Raw genomic sequence first — 17,801 nt, 5'->3', positions numbered from 1 at the left:
GGAACCTCCGTTAATTTTTGCGCGCCATCAGCACGGTATGGCTTTGGGTGTCCGGGTCTTTGGCCAGAAACCCAGTCAGGATCATGTCGTTTTCTTCAAGGCAGGTGGCATAGGCTGCGGGCGAAAGGGATGCGTGATACACCGGCTCTCCGCCGACAGTTCCCTGTTCCTCACCAGCGCTGGGACCGACCGTCAGCATCAGCATCCCGCCCGAACGCAGATGACGCCCCATGCGGGCGATGCAATCTTTCTGTTCGTCAGCCGTCAGGTGGAAAAAGCTGTTCCAGGAGATAATGCCATCAAATCTCTGATCCAGTTCGAAATCCCGCATGTCTGCCTGCAACCAATTGCCATCGGGCCAGCGGTCGCGGGCGATCTCAAGCATGGCTTCGGAAAAATCGACGCCGGTGACGGTGAACCCTTCGGCCTTGAACCAGCGGGCGATGGGTTCGCCTGTACCGCAGCCCAGATCCAGAACGTGATCGCCCGCTTTCAAACTGGCGGTGAAGCGCGCCAGCCAGCGCGCTTCGAACAGGGCCTTCGAGCGTTGCTCGTCATAGGCCCTAGCCTGCCGTTCGTAAACGGCGTGGGTATCGTCCGGATCGACGGTCATCCGACCCAGGTCGCACCGGCAGGATCGTCGGTGGCCGTGATACGATAAAGTCCCGCCTGCCCGGTCATGGACGGCGCGACGGTATAGGTTTCACCCGGCATGACAACCGCAGTATCGCCGTTGGACAAGGTGGTGGAATAGTCATCCACGGTGATGCGCCAATGGCCGCTGGCCGGCATCAGAACCACAGGCTTTTCGGCTTTGACCGGATCGTTGACGGCCGAGCCACGGGTCAGGAAATCAACCTCGAAGCCCGGTTTATCCTTGATGATACCGGTCTCACCGATCACCGTTGCAGGTTTGTCTGCCGCCAGCGCCATCAGGTCCCAATACCGCGCCACGTACTTGCCGATCACGGCATCGACGGGCACCTCTGGATAGGCTTTCAGCTCTTCCTCGGTCAGCAGAGGCATCGGACGCACGTTGTGCGGCAGTTCCTGACCCTTTTTGCTGTCATACAGCACGCCATTGTCACCCAGCATCAGACCATGCGCCTGCGCGTCTTCGATCACCTGCGGTGCCCATGTCACGCCGCCACCGGCATCGTCGCCGCCTAGCATCGACATGATCATGCCGTAGTCGTCGCCCACATTCTCGAACCCGCGGAAGATGCCAGTCGGGATGTTGAAAATATCGCCTTCCTCGGCGATGAACTCTCCGGCCGTGCCATAGCGGCCCCAGAAGAAACGCCAACGGCCTTTGGCGACAAAGAAGACCTCGGCCGTGGTGTGGCTATGCAGCGAGTTACGGCATTTCGGAGGCTGTCCCGCCGCGCCGATATTGAAACCGATCTTGTCGGTGATGTGAACGTGCTGATCCGGGGATTCCGATACGCCACCGCCGACGATGGTAAAGTTCTCTTTCTGATCGCTGCCCGGGGTGTGGGCGTCGATAAAGGCAGTTTTGCAGGGTTGCAGCTCGCCATAGCGGACGATGCGTTCCTGGATGGTGCTCATTTTGGTCTCCTAACGGGTTTGGTGTTGCAACAGGGGGGTCAGCCCGTTGCCCCGGGAGGGCGGTTGTTAAGCCGCTTTGCCCGCAAAGAGGCCCGGTGGCAGTGATACCGCCGGGTCCCTTCGCTGGTATCAAGAGGGGCAGGCACCAAGGGCATCACACGTCCCCGGTTGCCAGAATAATCTGCTTCCAGACCGATGTTTCATCGAACAGGGTCCACTCACGGCGCAGCCTGACATCACCGCCGGTCAGTTCTCCCCATTCGGCGTGGCTGATGCCCAGTACATAAATTTCAGCGCCTGTTGGCTTACCAAATGCGCCCCAGCCATCGTGCTTACCGTGAAGGCTCCACCGGATCGCCGAGCGTGGAGGCATGTTCGCGTCATCGCGTCCGATCTGGTGATGAACGGTGAAGGTCGCATTGGGCATCGCCGCACGCAACGACATCCAGAACCGATCCACCGAATCCCATCCGTGTCCGGTGACGCCACCCGGGTATTCGGACTGCACGGCCCGGTCATAGTCACGCTCGACCGCACCCATATCCGCGCTCATCATCCGGGTCAGCAGATCGGCATGACGCTGACCCCACTCGTTGTTGTTTCCGCGCCCCTTGTAGGGGCCTTCGACATCGTTGGCCGGGGTCAGCGGCCTGACGCAGTTTTCTGCGCCACCTTCCCGCGCAATCAGATCGGCAGCGTATTCCTTGGGATCCCAGCCCATTTGGCGGACGATGGCGCCCTGGTCCCGGATCAGCCATTCGTCATTGATCATGTTGTCGATCGCATGGCAATCGGCCAGGATTCGGTACCGCAGTTTGGTTCCGGTGGGCTTGCCATACACCCCCTCGGCCAAATGCGTCGCGGTTGAGATGATCCGATGCGAGCTGAGCATGCCGTCCTCCGGTGTTCCCGACCAGATCACGTCCTCTCCCAACAGTTGGCGATCCGGGAACTCGGCCAGCGTGGCCATTGTAGCGCCGATGACATTCTGGTTGCCCGTCACGACAGACCCCGGTGAGCGGACAACAATGTCCTCGGCGTAGTACTCGTGCAAGGTCGAGATGCCGCGGTCTTCCCAAATCTCTTTGGTAATACCGATGATATAGTCGGGAAAATCCCGAAACTTCGGATCGAAGCCTTTCATGTCTCTGTCCTTTGTGGTGACCAGCCCCTGGGCAACCTGGCCGATGTCCGCACGACCAGAGGCCCATCAATGGCCACTTTGCGCGATTTCGCCGTTACCGGGGCGTCGATATGTTCAAGCAATGCGATGACGGTTTCGGCCACCATAAGATTGGCGCGCTGCCGGATCGTTGTCAGGTTGTATGCAGGCCACCCGGCCGGCGGCACGTCGTCATACCCCACGACCGAAACGTCCTCGGGCACGCGCAAACCCAGTTCAAACCGGATCACGTCCATCACTGCCAGCGCCATGTGATCATTGGCGACAAAAACCGCGTCCGGTCGAGTCTCGGGCGGGACATCAAACATGCGCCGTGCCGCCGCCCGCGTCTTTTCAGTGTCAAAGTCACCGACCTCATGGGCAAACAGGCTCTGTCCGGCTTCCGACAGTACAGCACGGAACCCGGCCTCGCGGTCGCGCTGCGTCGAGGCACCCTGCCAGCCAGCGATATAGCCGATACGCTCGTGCCCGCCCGCCAGAAGGAACTCGGCCACCTTGCGCCCGCCCACATAGTTGTCGGATGTGACCGAGGTGATGCCCTCGATATCCTGACTACGGTTGAACAGCACGACCGGCACACCGGCCTGCTGGCAACGCATTGCAATTTCCGACGACATGGCAACCGAGGCCAAAATGACCCCATCCACCTGATAGTCGAGAATCTCCGCCATCACGTCTTCGATGTTCCCGGCCGTCCTCGAAGCCATGAAGATCAGAACATGATAGCCCTTTTCCTGCAGCGCATTGGACAGTTTCTCAAGCGCTTCGGGGTAAAAGTAGTTATCCAGATACCCGACCACCAAACCGATGATCCGGCTTTTTCCCGAAACCATCGCCCGCGCCAGTACGTTGGGGCGATAACCAAGTTCGGCGGCGGCCTTGCGCACCTTTTCTTCAGTCTTCTTGCTTACAGAGGCACCGGGCGTGAACACTCGGCTGACCGCCGATTGGCTGACACCCGCCAGCTGCGCAACCTGAAGAGAAGTAACTTTCTCAGCCATCAGTCCGCCGTCCAACCTCCGTCAATCAGCATCGATGTTCCCGTGACCAACGCCGAGGCGTCCGAGGCCAGGTAGGTCACCGCGCCCATGATGTCCTCGACCTCGCCGATCCGGTCCAGCTTGATCTTGTCCATGATCCAGGCGGCCCGCTCGGGATTGTCGAATGTGGATTGGGTCAACGGCGTGCGGATGAAGGTCGGGCACACCGTATTGATGCGGATGCGCTGCTTGCCCCATTCAATGGCCATGGCTTTGACCATGCCCTCCAGCCCATGTTTGGTGGCGCAATAGAGCGCACGGTCAACGCCACCCACATGACCCATCTGGCTTGAAATATGGATGATCGACCCGGGCTTGCCCGCCGTCATCAACGCCTTGGCTGCATAAGACGACAGAAAGTAGGCCGAGCGCAGGTTGACGTTGGTGACCACGTCGAAATCCTCAGGTGAAGTTTCAACCGCCGGGCCGTGACGCGCCGTTCCGGCAGAGTTCACCACCACATCAAAGACACGACCGTCGAACAGGCCACGCAGCGCCTCAAGATCACCCTGATCCACCACGGCTGCCTCTGCCGACCAGCCCTGCGCCTGAAACGCGGCGACGGTTTCGTTCAAACGATCCGCCCCACGCGCAGCGCAAACCACATGCGCACCCGCTTCGGCCAGCGCCACGGCACAGCCCTGCCCGATGCCAGATGACGCGCCGGTAACAAGGGCGGTCTTGCCCGCCAGAGAAAACGAAGGGGTGCGGGGCAGATCACTCATCAGCTCATTCCATCCGGGATATTGATACGCCCCATGTTGCGGGCCTTGTTGAATTCCCGCAGTCGGGCGAAAACGTCAACGCCAAGCTGGTGATACGCGTCCAGAAGATCGACCAGAACCCAGTTTTCGCGGATTTTGCCGTTTTCCACCCGCCAGAAATCGAGGCTGCGCATGGTAATGCGCTTGCCCGAGGGTGCGATCCCCATCCAGCCATCGTGGGTCACGGTCTGGATCATGTTGGGCCAGCCGGTCACGGCGGCATAGTCACCATCACCAAAGAAGTGATAGGTAATGTCATCCACATATTGCCCACGATCCGGCATCCCGTTCAGAAATGGAATCTGGTGCCAGTTCCGGAACCCGGAAAACCCACGCCCAGTACCGATGCCCGCCGGGCCGTACCAATTCATCCGAGGATGCCAGAACCGCTCTGGCTCCATCACCTCCGGCCCGCCCTGTGAGGGGTGCTTCTTCAGGTGTTCAAGCATGTCGATGATATGCTGACAGGCCGCCTGTCCCTTGGCCGCATCATAAGGGCCGGGCACAAAACCGTCCTGCGTGGCCGGTCCGGGCACATGCCATTCGCGACCAAGGCTGGGGGCCATTGGCCAGGCACCCGCCTGCATCATCACCTCGGGAATGTCCCACAGGGCCTGAATCTCGACCACTTTGCCGTCTTCGAAACGGTAGAACTCGTGGAACCGCATCGTCACCTGATGGCCGGTCGGCGGGATATCCAGCCAAGGCCCGGTGAAGGTGCCGGTGTAATAGCCGCCACATCCGACCCAATCAGCCCCATGTTCATCCGGGCCGGCCATGACGATATAGTCGCGACGCTCCAGATCGGGCCAGGCCGATAGCAGGTCTTTGAAGGCGGTATCGTAATACGCGTCGCTGCCAGTGCTGTCGCCAAAGGGATGGCACAGCCTGAAAACAGCGTCAGGGGCGCTGACTTCTGCCAGCGCCCTGCGCACACCGTCCTCGCTGAAGTCGTACATTGCCGTCCGAAGCGGTGAGATCAGCGATTTGTGATGTGTGTGTGTGTCACTCATTCAGCGGCGTCCCGATAAGGCGCGGGCTCACCGTAAGGTACGTTGATCCCGCCATAGCGGCGCACTCGGATGTTGCACTGCTCGGCATGGCCAACAAACCCTTCGAGCAGACACAGGCGCGAGCCATATTCACCGATCAGCGTTGCCGCCTCATCGGTTACAATCTTCTGATAGCTATGCGTCTTCAGGTATTTGCCGACCCAAAGGCCACCAGTGTAACGACCCGCTTTCTTGGTCGGCAGCGTGTGGTTGGTGCCGATAACCTTGTCGCCGTTCGAAACATTGGTCCGCGGACCAAGGAACAGCGCGCCATAGCAGGTCATGTTCTCAAGGAACCAGTCGTCACGGTCGGTCATGACCTGGACGTGCTCGGACGCGATATCATCGGCGACCTGCAGCATTTCGTCATAGGTGTCGCAGACGATCACTTCGCCATACTCATCCCAGGACACTTTCGCAGTGCCAGCGGTCGGCAGAATGCCCAGAAGACGGTCTACTTCCGACAGGGTTTCTTCGGCCAGTTTGCGCGAATTGGTCAGCAGAACGCAGGGGCTGTTATAGCCATGCTCGGCCTGACCCAGCAGGTCGGTGGCGCACAGCTCGGCGTCCGCTGCGGTCTCGTCGGCGATGACCATGGTCTCGGTCGGACCTGCGAAAAGGTCGATGCCCACGCGGCCGAACAGCTGGCGCTTGGCTTCGGCAACAAAGGCGTTGCCGGGACCAACCAGCATGTGAACGGGATCGATGGTCTCGGTTCCCAGCGCCATGGCACCGATGGCCTGAATGCCGCCCATCACATAAATCTCGTGCGCACCGCCCAGATGCATGGCCGCGATCACGGCTGCGTTCGGCTTGCCGTTGAAAGGGGGCGTGCAGGCGATGATGCGCGGAACACCCGCGACCGAGGCTGTCGCCACGGACATATGCGCCGAAGCAACCATCGGGAACTTGCCGCCGGGCACATAGCAGCCAACGGACTGAACGGGGATGTTCTTGTGACCCAGGATCACGCCCGGCAGGGTTTCAACCTCGATATCCAGCATCGAGTCGCGCTGTGCCTGCGCAAAGTTGCGCACCTGCTCCTGCGCGAATTTGATGTCTGCCAGTTCACGCTCGGTCAGCTGGCCGATCAGATCGTCAATCTCTTGATGCGACAGCCGGAAGGACGCGGGCGAGTAATTGTCGAACTTCTCACTCAGCTCGCGCACGGCGGCGTCGCCACGGGTTTCGATGTCTTTCAGCGTGGCTTCCACCACGGCGCGGGTCTTGGCGTCATCCTCGGCCCGGTCGGCGTCAGACTTACCGCGTTTGAGATACTCAATTGCCATTGTCTAAACCTTTTTTATGCAGGACGAGGAGCTGTTTTCTCACCACGGTCATAGGCTTCCCAGCCTTCACCGTTGAAGATATCGACACCCAGCTGCGCGGCGACATGGGCAAAATCGACGTTCACCCAGTTGTCGACGATCCTGCCATCGACCACTTTCCAGAAATCCATGTAGCGGATCTCGACCCGTTTGCCGGTGGGCGCGATGCCCAGAAACTCTCCGGAGTGGGTGGCCTCTTGCCGACCAAAGGCCGCAGCCCACTCACCCATGTAAAGGCGCGCTTCGTCGATGCAGGTCTTGTCCGAGAACGCCGCCTGAAACGGGCGTTGCCAGTTGTCCTGAAACTCCTTCAGGCCGGTTTTGGTGCCACAGCCCTGGTTGCCCAGCCAACGGAAACCTTCCGAGAAAAACTCGCCGATATCGTCGATCCGGTGGTCGTTCAGACCGTCAACCATGGTTTCGATGACACGGCGGGTGTCTGCGGTTTTGCTCATGTCCGTGTCGCGGGTCAAAACCGCTTGTTCGGGACGAGAACCTTTCATTTTCTATCCTTTCAGATCGCAAGAGTGTGTGAGGGGGGCGAAAACCCCGCCGTCACAAAAAGTCCCTCGGCATTCTGTTCAGCGCCGGGTGGCGCGATACAGCGCCGGTGCGCGACCTACTGCTCATCAGCCTTTCACCGCCCCTGCGGTCAGTCCGCTGACGATCTGGCGCTGGAAGATCAGAACAAGGAAGATCAGCGGCGCGGTGATCGACACGGCGGCAGCCACGGCGACTACCTGATCGGTTGTGGTGGTTTCGCGGTTGAACATGCCGACGATGGCCGGAACCATGGTCTGGTTCTGCGCGTCCAACAGCAACGAGGTCACCAGAAAGTCGTTATAGGCCAGCAAAAAGCTGAACAGACCCGTGGTAATCACACCCGGCCACATCACCGGCATGATGACACGGCGGAAGGCCTGGAAGTGGCTGCACCCATCGACGCGGGCGGCCTCATCCAGTTCGGCCGGGATATTCTGGAAAAACGACCGCAGCATCCAGATGGTGAAGGGTTGGTTGATCGCAACCAGAACCGCAATCACCGCGAAGGGCTTGCCGTAAAGCGTCGGGGCATTTTCGCCCAGGATCGGGCTGAGCCATTCCGCAGAGTTGATGAAGACCGGAAGGTAGCCCGCCACCAGAACCGAGTGCGGCAGGGCGCGGAACACCAGTGCCACGATCAGGATCCAGAACGCAAAGGTAGACCCCGAGCGCGCCAGGCCATACCCCGCCAGCGTCCCAACCGTCAGCGAGACCGTCACTACACCGGTGGTCACAATCAGCGAGTTCCGGAAGTTGTTGGAAAAGCCGCGATCAATCCAGACGGTCTTATAGTGTTCGGTCGTCAGACCCAGAACGTCCCGGCCCAACGGGCCAAGGATCGGGTTCAGTACGCCAAGGATTGCGGGCAGGATCACGAAAAACACCACCAGAAAACCCACGGCCACGACCAGCACCCCGATAATCCAGCCGATCCATTCCTGACCCGGCTTGGAATAGGATTTCACCATCGAAGGCAGGATCTTGGTCGCCACCAATATAGTGCCCCAGATCACCGCGATACCCAGAATGATATCCAGCAGCGACAGGCCGTTTCCCTTGGCCAGAGTCGCGGGCCCGAAGATCACGTTCAGCGCATTGCTGTCAAAGGCATCCACAGGGGATTTGAAACTCATCACCGCGATCCAGAAGATCGGGAAAGCAGCGACCAGACACCAGAAGACCAAGAAGACGTTCGAGGTCAGTCGCAGGCCGAACGGTTGGCGAAGCGCGCGTGAGGACATATCAGTGACCCCCTTTGTGATCGCGCCATGTCCGGCGCAGCGGAAGGATAAGCAGGATGACGATACCGATCATGGTCAGCATGGCACTAGCCGAAGCCCGGCTAATCGACCGGTTACCGGCCTGGTCCGGCACCAGGAAGTCATAGGTCAGCCACTGCAGCGAGATGACATAGCCCTGGCTAGAGAAACCGACGATCTCTTCGAACACGCGGTAGGCGTCCATCAGGTGAATCATGGCCACGAATATGATCAGCGGCATCAGGTGTGGGATGACGATGTACTTCATCCGCTGCCAGCGGGTCGCCCCGTCTATCACGGCGCTTTCAAGGCTGTCCTGATTAACCGTTTGCAGACCGGCATAGAACACGATGGCAGCAAAGGGTGCAACGTGCCAGACGCGGTAGAGCATCATCAGGATTTCAATGGTCCAAGCTTGCGCAAACAGGGCAATATCGCGGTTCAGCCACCATTCGATCAGCGCGGTCAGGATACCGTCACCCCGGAACAGCCAGTTGATCGACAACACCCCAATGACCGGCGTGATGATGAAAGGCAGCAGCGAGATAAAGATCACCGGCCCGCGGATAGACCGCGCCGCGTTGTTGATCAGAACCGCAATGCCCAACCCGCAGACAATCACCAGAGGCAGAGTGATCAACGTGAATGTCAGGGTGAACCGCAGCGCCTTCCAGAAGTTGATTGTGGACAGAACGCTCAGGCTGCCTTCGCTGATCGCTCGCCAAGCCCGTTCCGGTTCCAGCACGTTGCGATAGCTTTGCAGCCCCACGTACTGGGTCTGGGTGATGACCTCGCCATGTTCATCCAGCTTCGGCTGCGACTTCAACTCGGTAACACAGGTCTGGGTCAGGAAACCGGGGGTGCAGGTTTCGACCTCGACCGTCTCATAGATCGGCTGGGTGATGTAAAAGCTCTGCTTGAACACGCTGACCAGCGGAAACGCGATGAAGAGAAGCATCATAAAGACAGAGGGGCCAACAAAGGCGGCAAATGTCCGGAAATTCATGGCTCTGCCTTTCTCATGGTTCTCGAGGGATCAGGAGGGGATGGGAGGGCCGGAGCCCTCCCCCCGGGGAGGATCAGTTGTTGACCAGACCTGCTTCTTTCGCAGCAGTCAGATAAGCGGCTTCGATATCGGCCAGAGTGGTCGATGCGTCTTTTGCACCAGTCAGATAGTCGGCCAGCCCGTTGCCCAGCGCGCTGTGCAGAACGCCCATCGGGGCCGACGCAGGGTACGCCTTGGCACCGTTTTCTGCCGACGCTGCGGCACCGGCTGCCAGATCACCCGGCGTGTAGGCGGGACTCAGCCAGACGGCGACGTCGTTGTTAGCGCTGACCATGTCACCGTCGATGCCTTCCATGACCAGACGGAATGCGGCATCCGCTTCTTCCTCGCTCATGTTCGCAGCCAGAACGACACCATCCCACCAGATGGTAGTCGATGGCGCAGCCGCACCCATCGGGGCCGACGCCATGGTCACTTTGCCGACCACCTGGCTTTCGGCTTCGTCGTTCATCGCAGCGGCGCGGCTGGCCCACAGGTTGGCCATGGCGATCTTGCCCTGCTGGAACTGTTGCTGAACGTAGGTCGAGTCAGAGACCAGAAATTCCGGATCCATGAACTCGGTCATCGCTTTCATGGTCTCAAGCGCTTTGACGCCCTGCTCGTTGTTGATCGAGGGCATGTTGCCTTCGCCAAAAAACTCACCGCCTTCGCCCATGTACATGTTGACGAATTCCTGGGCCAAGTTCCAACCGGTCTTGAAGGTGCCGCCGATCGGGTACTCCATGACGCCCGCTTCTTTGATCTTGGCGGCGGCGGCCAGAACGTCGTCATAGGTCATGGGCTCTTCGATACCCAGGTCGGCCAGAACGTCGTTGCGGTACATCAGGTGCTGCGCGTTCACCATCATGGCAATCGCCATGACTTTACCGTCCACCTTGATCAGCTGGTTCGGCAGCAGATCCTGGCCGTACTTTTCGACCAGATCATCCAGCGGACGCAGCGAGCCGGCGTTCAGCAGCGGGATCATTGTCTCGTTTGCAACGCCACCGATCTGATACAGCGAAGGGCTCGCTGCAAAGGCTTCAGGCTGCTTCTCGCGGAATTCCTGGTCCAGCGAAGCACTGAAGTTGCCGCATTCGGCCATCGCGTCGGTGACAGCTTTCCAGGCCTCAAAACCAGCCGAAAGCGATTTCAGCGGTACTTCGTTTTCATATGCGCATTCGGCCCATGCGCCAGTTGCTGCGAGGGACATGGCGCCTGCCATGAAGAGTGATTTGAGTTTCATGCGTTTCTCCCTGTCAGGATCGGTCCGTCGTCGACGTCCGGACCGGTGTTATGCCCGAATGGGCTGTTTGTGGGATTGCTCCCCGATCCGCGCACCGCTTTCAGCTTCAAAGAGGTGACAGATTTCCGTTGGCACCGAGAATGAGACCATCTCGCCGATCTCGGCTCGGAAGGCTTTGTCAGCCTTGACCGATACCAGCGCACCACCGACCCGGACCGAGATCATGGTCGCGTCGCCCAGCAGTTCCAGTGTGTAGATCGGTGCCGTGATCTGGCCCTGCCCTTCGGCAATGCTGGCGTCCTCGGCGCGGAAGCCAAGGGTCATGGGACCATCTGTGGCATCGACCGGAATTTCCACGTGCTTTGTCCGGAACACACCGCCCGAAACCTCACCGTCCATCAGGTTCATCGCAGGCGAGCCGATGAAGCTGGCGACAAAGGTGTTTGCCGGGCGGTCATAGATCTCGGTCGGGCTGCCGACCTGCTGAACCACACCTTTTTTCATGACCACAACGCGATCGGCCAGGGTCATCGCTTCGATCTGGTCATGGGTCACATAGATGGTGGTGACTGCCAGTTCGTGGCTTAGGTTCTTGATCTGTGCTCGCGTTGAAACCCGCAGTTTGGCGTCGAGGTTCGACAGCGGCTCATCCATCAGGAATACGTTGGGTTCACGGACGATGGCGCGGGCCAATGCCACGCGCTGCCGCTGACCACCGGACAGTTCGGCAGGCTTGCGGTGCAGGAATTCGTCCAGTTCGACCATCGCGCTGGCACGACGCACTTTTTCGTCATGCGTTGATGGGTCGATGCCGCGCACTTTCAGCGGAAATCGGATATTCTCATAGACGTTCATATTCGGGTAGAGCGCATAGCTCTGGAAAACCATCGCCACGTCGCGGTCCTTGGGCTCCAGATCGTTGACCACCTTGCCATCGACCAGAATCTCGCCCTCGGTGACGTCTTCCAGACCGGCGATCATCCGCATCGTGGTAGTCTTGCCGCAGCCCGACGGGCCCAGCAGCACCAGAAACTCGCGATCCGCGATGGTCAGGTCGAAATTGTGGACTCCGACAAAGCTGCCCCAGCGTTTGCCGACGTTGCGAAGTTGAATTTCCGCCATGGTGCCCCCTGCAAGGATTCGCTTTGCATACGTTTGCAAAACTGTATTCTTCAGTAATCATTTCTGGCAAGACTTTTTTGCATACGTATGCAAAAAAGTTCCTAACCAGCGATTCTCAATCGCTTAAATCCGAAGCTAACCATCAGAAAAGCAGTACAAACGTGAGCTTTCAGAAAGAAAAAACACTCGTCTCCTCGTTCTTCGAAACCCTCGACTCAGCCAACGGGTCGAATCTGCCCGACGTTGTTGGGCAGTTCTGCGCTGATGATGTTTTATGGCGCGGCTTCCATCCGTTCGACGAAATAACCGGTGCAGACGCGGTGGCACGGGCGTTCTGGCAGCCGCTGAAAACCAGCCTGAAGCGGATGCAGCGCCGGCAGGATGTCTTTTTCGCGGGCACCAACTCTCTGGAACCGGATGCGGATGTCTGGGTGGTTTCGATGGGTCATCTGATGGGCCTGTTCGATGCGCCATGGTTGGGGATTCGCCCCACCGGCAAGATGGTGTTTCTGCGTTGTTGCGAGTTTCACAGGATCACGGGCGGCAAGATCGTCGAAACGGCGATGTATTTCGACATTCCGCATCTGATGGTTCAGGCCGGACAAAACCCGTTTCCACCGCAAACTGCAGCGCATCTGATCCAACCTGGGCCGCTGACCCATGACGGACTGCTGACCGAGGACCAGCCCGAGGAAGAAGGCCGCAAGACACTGGCGGCGATCAATGCGATGATCGCGGACCTTGGTCAGTGGAACAGCGGCTTGTCGCTTGAAGACGAGTTGGCCCGCACATGGCATGACGACATGATCTGGTGGGGGCCCGAAGGGATCGGTGCCACCTACACGATCGAACGGTATGCCAAGCAACATTCCGGCCCATTCCGTGCGTCATTCACCGAACGCTCCAAGACCAGGCATATCTGCCGTCTGGCCGAGGGGTATTACGGCGGCTTCTTCGGCTGGCCTAACTTCACCGCCGTACCGACAGGCGGTTTCATGGGCATGCCCGCCACCGGAAAACCCGGCGAGTTCCGGGTGATCGACATCTATCGCCGCGCGGGTGACAAACTGGCCGAGAACTGGATTTTCATCGACCTTCTGCACTTCTGGAAACAGCAGGGCGTCGACATTCTGGCCCGCACAACTGGGATTGAAACGCCATGAGAATCGATGCGCATCACCACCTGTGGAACCTGAAAGCGGTGGAATACCCATGGCTCATGGAGAAGGGAGCGGTGCGGTTCTTTGGTGATCCCACTCCGATTCAGCGCGACTATCTGCTGCCTGAATTCCGCAAAGATGCCGAGGCCGCCGGGTTTACTGCCTCAGTGCATATTCAGGTCGGCGCAGCCGATCCCTGGGCCGAAGCGCAATGGGTGCAGTCCGTCGCCGATCAATATCCCGAATGGCCGCTGGTGCAGGTCGCCTATTGTGATTTGACCGCAGGCGACCTAGCGGAAAAGCTGGACCTGCTGCAAACTCTGCCCACGCTACGCGGGGTGCGCCAGATCATCGGCCGCGCGCCGGGTGAGGATGAGCTGTCGGGTACAAATGACCTATTGGACAATCCAAAGTTTCTGGCGGGGCTGAAACAACTGGGCGACCGCGGCCTGTCCTTTGACCTGCAATTGTTGCCCGAGTTGATGGAGCGGACCGCCGCCGTACTGACTCAGGCACCGGCAACGCAAGTGGCGCTGTGCCACGCGGGGTCGCCGCATGACCGGTCCGCACAGGGACTGGAAGGCTGGGCTAAGGCGCTGCAATCGCTTTCGGCACTGCCGCAAGTCACCTGCAAACTCTCGGGCCTCGGCATGTTCGATCCCAATTGGAGCACCGACAGCGTCAGGCCAATCGTCGATCACTGCCTGGACCAATTCGGGCCTGAACGCTGCATGTTCGGGTCGAACTTTCCGGTCGACATCCTGTCATCCAGTTACGCGGACCTGATCGCCAGACACAAAGCACTCATCTCTGAGGCCCATCATGATCAGGTTTTCGGACGCACCGCGCAGCAGTTTTATCACATGTAACGGGCAGGATGTTCTGACGGTCAGGGCACCGATTGCTCGGACACGATCTCACCAAACCGGGTGAAAAACTTGCCCGACAGCTTTTTCGCGGTGCCCGCGATCAGGCGGCTGCCCAACTGGGCGATCTTGCCGCCGACATCAACCTTGGCAGTATAGGACAGCACCGTCTCATCCCCGTCTTCGGTCAACGTCACGTCGGCCCCACCTTTGGCAAAGCCTGCCGCCCCGCCCTTACCTTCGCCGGACAGGGAAAACCCGTCTGGAGCGTTGGAGGTGTCCAGCGTGACCTCTCCGGCGAATTTTGCCTTGACCGGCCCGATCTTCAGCACGACCTTGGCCGCCAGCTCATCGGGCGCGTTCTGGGTCAGCTCCTCGCAACCCGGGATGCATTCCTGCAAAATCTCGGGGTTGTTCAAAGCCTGGTACACGACATCCCGTGGTGCCGAGATGCGGATTTCATCACTCAGGTCCATGCGCGCTTCCTTTGATCAGTGACTTGCCCTGTTCAGCAAAGTTACAGGTTCCACCGCATCTTTCCAGAGTCTGTTTCGGCGCCGCCGATCCCTGACCGGCGGCACATGGTTCATCAGTCGCTGATCGCGCCTTCTTCATCCCGGCGCTGGTGCATCTTGGCCTTGACCCGGGCCCCCACGATCAGGGGCAGGACAAAGCCGATGATGGCGATGGACCACAACGCGATGGACAGCGGGCTGTCGATCAGGGTCCACCAGTTGCCATTGTCGATGGTGACCGCACGGCGAAGGTTGTTCTCCATCGAGTTGCCCAGCAGTGTGCCAAGGATGATGGGCACCAAAGGCACGTCCAGCTTACGCAAAACCCAACCCATAACGCCGAATCCGATCATCACCAGCAAATCAAAGCTGGAGCCCGAGATGCCGTAGATGCCGACAAAGCTGACCATCGCCACGATCGGCATCAGGATGCGCGAGGGGATCATCAGCACGCGGGTGAACAGGCCAACCATCGGGATGTTCATCGCCAGCAACATGAAGTTGGCAATGAACAGCGCGGCGATCAGGCCCCAGACCACATCCGGGTTCTGCGTAAACAGCAGCGGTCCCGGCGTGATGTTCAGCGCCAGAAGCACCGCCAGCAGAACAGCCGTTGTCCCCGACCCCGGCACGCCCAGCGCCAGCATCGGCACCAGGGCACCACCGGCGGCCGCGTTGTTTCCGGCCTCGGGTGCGGCCACGCCACGGGGATCGCCGGTGCCAAAGGTGTTTTCCTTATCGACTAGCCGTTTCTCCATCGAATAGGAAATGAACGATCCCAGCGATGCCCCTGCCCCAGGCAGAACACCCGCGATGAAGCCAAGGAAAGAGGTCCGCAGCATGGTCGGCGTGCATTTCTTGACCATCGACATTGGCGGATAGAGGCGACCGATGTTCAGTTTGCGGCCTTCGGCATCCGACCCTCCGTGGCGATGTTCAAGAAAGATGAACACTTCGGACAGGGCGAACAGACCGACAATGGCCACCAGGAAATCGATCCCGTCGTACAGATGCACCTCGCCATAGGTAAAGCGCGGCACGCCGGTCTGGGTGTCGACGCCGATGGTCGCCAAGCCAAGACCCAGCGCGGCGGCAAAGGCCGATTTGGCCTGGTTGGTCGAGGACACGCCACCCAACGTCATGAAGGCCAAAGCGAACAGGGCGAAATACTCGGCCGGGCCGAACAGCAGGGCAACCTTGACCAGCTGCGGTGCCAGCAGGATCAGGCCCCATGTGGCCAGAAACGCGCCAACGAATGAGGCGATGCCGGACAGCGACAGAGCCTCGCCTGCCAAACCCTTCTTGGCCATGGGATGGCCGTCGAGGCAGGTCATCATCGCGGGCTCGTCGCCGGGGATGTTTAGCAGGATCGAGGATATACGCCCCCCGTACATTGCCCCGTAATAGACACTGGTCAGCAGGATCAGCGAGGGAGTGGCGCCCAGCCCCAGCGTAAACGCCAGCGGGATCAGGATGGCCACGCCGTTCGACGGGCCAAGACCGGGCAGCGCGCCCATGATCGTGCCCAGAAAACAGCCCAGCAGGGCCAGCATCAGGTTCTGCCATGTCAGCGCGATGGCGAAACCGTCTGCGAGGGATGCAAGAGTTTCCATGTCCTATTCCTCAGAACCCCAGCGGGCCGCGGGCCAGCGAAAGGCCCAGAACCAGATGGAAAATGACGTAGATGCCGACGGACGTGCCGACACCCACAAGCACGCTTTCGATCAGGCCGGACCCCAGACGCCAGGCCAGATAGGTGGCGGCGAATGCGGTGGCGATGACAAAGCCAAGCTCGGGCAGCAGTTCAGCGTAAAGGATCATCATGACCACGGCGGCGCCGACCTCGACCAGACGGCTCAGCGTGGGCCATTCGGGCTCGGTATCCGGGCGCAGGGCGATGACGATGCTCGACAGGCCCAGAATGGCGGCGATGATCAGGGGGAAGGCTTTGGGTCCGACGGCATCGGACAGAAAGCTCTCCTCGATCGCCAATGCGGAAAAAGCAAATCCGATGGCGAGTAGCAGTCCGACGACCCCGAAGATACGGTCACTCATCGGTGTCTCCTATTGTTCGGGTAAATGGGTCGATCCGGGCACGGCTGGGTGCCCGGATCGCTGTGAGTGGTTATTTGATGATCCCGATCTCTTTCGAGATGGTCTGGATCTGACCCACGGATTCCGCGACAAAGTCCTGGAAGGCCGCGCCCTGCAGGTCCAGCGGGGCGAGACCGTTGGCAGCCATCACCTGTTTCCATTCGTCCGAGGCATAGAGGTCACCGATCTTGCCGACCCAATCGCCATAGGCCTCATCGGTCATACCGCCAGGAGCGTAGAACCCACGCCAGTTGGCACCGATGGCGTCAACGCCCTGCTCCTTGGCGGTCGGGAAATCCGCGAATTCACCGGGCAGCCGTTCGGGGGCCAGCACCGCGATCACCTTGATGTCACCGGAATCGACGAAACCTTTGGCCTCGGAGATATCGCCGGTGAACGCCTGAACCGATCCGGCCAGCAGCTGGGTCACAGCCTCGCCACCGCCGTCAAAGGCGATGTATTTGACCGAGCGCACATCGTCGATGCCATAGGCATTGGCTGCGATCAGAACCTTCAGGTGGTCCCATCCGCCCACCGCGGACCCGCCCGCAACCGACACCGAAGCCGGGTCCGCCTTGATCTGGTCCAGCAGTTCCGGCAACGTGTTGACCGCACTGTCAGCGGCTACGGCAATCACGCCATAGTCGGCCCCGATGGCGGCAAGCCAGCGCACCTGTTCCATGGTGTTGCCCGGATAGGCCCCCTGCGCCAGGCGGGTCGCAGTGGCCGCGCTGGCCGCAACGATCAGCTCGTTATCTTCGCCGCGCTTGTTCACCACTTCGGCAAAGGCCACGCCACCGCCGCCACCGGCAAGGTTCACCACCTGCATGGTCTGGTCGATCAGGCCCAGATCCTGCAGCGACTTACCCACCTGACGGCAGGTGAAATCCCAGCCACCGCCGGGGTTGGCCGGGGCGATACATTCCTGTGCGCTGGCGGCCACGCCGGACAGGGCAAAGACAGCAGCTGCAATTGCGCCACTGGTTCCAAACAGTTTCATTCGTGTCTCCTCCTT

18 protein-coding genes are annotated in these 17,801 nt (G+C 59.8%); 2 read left to right on the top strand and 16 right to left on the bottom strand.

Annotated elements, in window-relative coordinates; genetic code table 11:
- Positions 1-10: 10 nt before the first annotated feature.
- The 12 genes from ACR1XY_RS08400 to ACR1XY_RS08345 form a co-directional block, all read right to left on the bottom strand.
- Positions 11-613, bottom strand: a complete 603-nt coding sequence (locus tag ACR1XY_RS08400; RefSeq protein WP_480592096.1) for a class I SAM-dependent methyltransferase — start codon at positions 611-613, stop codon at positions 11-13.
- Positions 610-1,569 carry a cupin domain-containing protein gene (locus ACR1XY_RS08395; protein ID WP_480592095.1) on the bottom strand — a complete coding sequence of 320 codons (960 nt, stop codon included), beginning with the start codon at positions 1,567-1,569 and terminating at the stop codon, positions 610-612. The genes ACR1XY_RS08400 and ACR1XY_RS08395 overlap by 4 nt, the downstream gene beginning before the upstream one ends.
- 154 nt (positions 1,570-1,723) lie before the next feature.
- Positions 1,724-2,713, bottom strand: coding sequence for a nuclear transport factor 2 family protein (locus ACR1XY_RS08390; RefSeq protein ID WP_480592093.1), 990 nt, complete (start codon positions 2,711-2,713; stop codon positions 1,724-1,726).
- Entirely contained in the window at positions 2,710-3,753 is a 1,044-nt protein-coding gene (locus tag ACR1XY_RS08385; protein WP_480592091.1) for a LacI family DNA-binding transcriptional regulator, read from the bottom strand. Before ACR1XY_RS08385 ends, ACR1XY_RS08390 begins: the two co-directional genes overlap by 4 nt.
- Entirely contained in the window at positions 3,753-4,517 is a 765-nt protein-coding gene (locus ACR1XY_RS08380) for an SDR family NAD(P)-dependent oxidoreductase (RefSeq protein WP_480592089.1), read from the bottom strand. Before ACR1XY_RS08380 ends, ACR1XY_RS08385 begins: the two co-directional genes overlap by 1 nt.
- Complete coding sequence (locus tag ACR1XY_RS08375; protein ID WP_480592087.1) at positions 4,517-5,569, bottom strand: ester cyclase; 1,053 nt, start codon at positions 5,567-5,569, stop codon at positions 4,517-4,519. Before ACR1XY_RS08375 ends, ACR1XY_RS08380 begins: the two co-directional genes overlap by 1 nt.
- On the bottom strand, positions 5,566-6,897 hold the full coding sequence (hisD, locus tag ACR1XY_RS08370) for a histidinol dehydrogenase (RefSeq protein ID WP_480592085.1): 1,332 nt from the start codon (positions 6,895-6,897) through the stop codon (positions 5,566-5,568). Before hisD ends, ACR1XY_RS08375 begins: the two co-directional genes overlap by 4 nt.
- A gap of 14 nt (positions 6,898-6,911) precedes the next feature.
- Entirely contained in the window at positions 6,912-7,439 is a 528-nt protein-coding gene (locus ACR1XY_RS08365) for an ester cyclase (protein WP_480592083.1), read from the bottom strand.
- Between the two features lie 126 nt (positions 7,440-7,565).
- Positions 7,566-8,720, bottom strand: coding sequence for a carbohydrate ABC transporter permease (locus tag ACR1XY_RS08360; RefSeq protein WP_480592081.1), 1,155 nt, complete (start codon positions 8,718-8,720; stop codon positions 7,566-7,568).
- 1 nt (position 8,721) lies between these two features.
- Positions 8,722-9,744, bottom strand: coding sequence for a carbohydrate ABC transporter permease (locus ACR1XY_RS08355; RefSeq protein WP_480592079.1), 1,023 nt, complete (start codon positions 9,742-9,744; stop codon positions 8,722-8,724).
- Between the two features lie 73 nt (positions 9,745-9,817).
- Positions 9,818-11,029: an ABC transporter substrate-binding protein gene (locus ACR1XY_RS08350; RefSeq protein ID WP_480592077.1), complete on the bottom strand. Its 1,212-nt coding sequence runs from the start codon at positions 11,027-11,029 to the stop codon at positions 9,818-9,820.
- 48 nt (positions 11,030-11,077) lie between these two features.
- Positions 11,078-12,151, bottom strand: coding sequence for an ABC transporter ATP-binding protein (locus tag ACR1XY_RS08345; RefSeq protein WP_480592075.1), 1,074 nt, complete (start codon positions 12,149-12,151; stop codon positions 11,078-11,080).
- Positions 12,152-12,312: 161 nt separating this feature from the next.
- Between ACR1XY_RS08345 and ACR1XY_RS08340 the strand changes: the two genes are divergently transcribed.
- Positions 12,313-13,314 carry an ester cyclase gene (locus ACR1XY_RS08340; RefSeq protein ID WP_480592073.1) on the top strand — a complete coding sequence of 334 codons (1,002 nt, stop codon included), beginning with the start codon at positions 12,313-12,315 and terminating at the stop codon, positions 13,312-13,314.
- Positions 13,311-14,180 (top strand): amidohydrolase family protein, encoded by an 870-nt coding sequence (locus ACR1XY_RS08335; RefSeq protein ID WP_480592071.1) that lies wholly within the window; start codon positions 13,311-13,313, stop codon positions 14,178-14,180. The genes ACR1XY_RS08340 and ACR1XY_RS08335 overlap by 4 nt, the downstream gene beginning before the upstream one ends.
- A gap of 20 nt (positions 14,181-14,200) precedes the next feature.
- Here the strand turns inward: ACR1XY_RS08335 and ACR1XY_RS08330 are convergent, their stop codons facing one another.
- From ACR1XY_RS08330 to ACR1XY_RS08315, 4 genes are all read right to left on the bottom strand, one after another.
- Positions 14,201-14,653: an SRPBCC family protein gene (locus ACR1XY_RS08330; RefSeq protein ID WP_480592068.1), complete on the bottom strand. Its 453-nt coding sequence runs from the start codon at positions 14,651-14,653 to the stop codon at positions 14,201-14,203.
- A gap of 113 nt (positions 14,654-14,766) precedes the next feature.
- A complete protein-coding gene (locus ACR1XY_RS08325) occupies positions 14,767-16,305 on the bottom strand; it encodes a tripartite tricarboxylate transporter permease (protein WP_480592066.1) in 1,539 nt (512 codons plus the stop codon).
- A 10-nt stretch (positions 16,306-16,315) separates the two neighbouring features.
- On the bottom strand, positions 16,316-16,747 hold the full coding sequence (locus ACR1XY_RS08320) for a tripartite tricarboxylate transporter TctB family protein (protein ID WP_480592065.1): 432 nt from the start codon (positions 16,745-16,747) through the stop codon (positions 16,316-16,318).
- 70 nt (positions 16,748-16,817) lie between these two features.
- The gene (locus ACR1XY_RS08315) at positions 16,818-17,786 is read right to left on the bottom strand and encodes a Bug family tripartite tricarboxylate transporter substrate binding protein (protein WP_480592063.1); all 969 of its coding nucleotides are present in this window, start codon (positions 17,784-17,786) and stop codon (positions 16,818-16,820) included.
- Positions 17,787-17,801: the final 15 nt, after the last annotated feature.

The sequence above is a fragment of the Ruegeria sp. AD11(2025) genome (assembly GCF_056542405.1).
The sequence above is the reverse complement of the archived record's forward strand: the minus strand, read 5'-3'. Positions and strand labels throughout refer to the sequence as shown.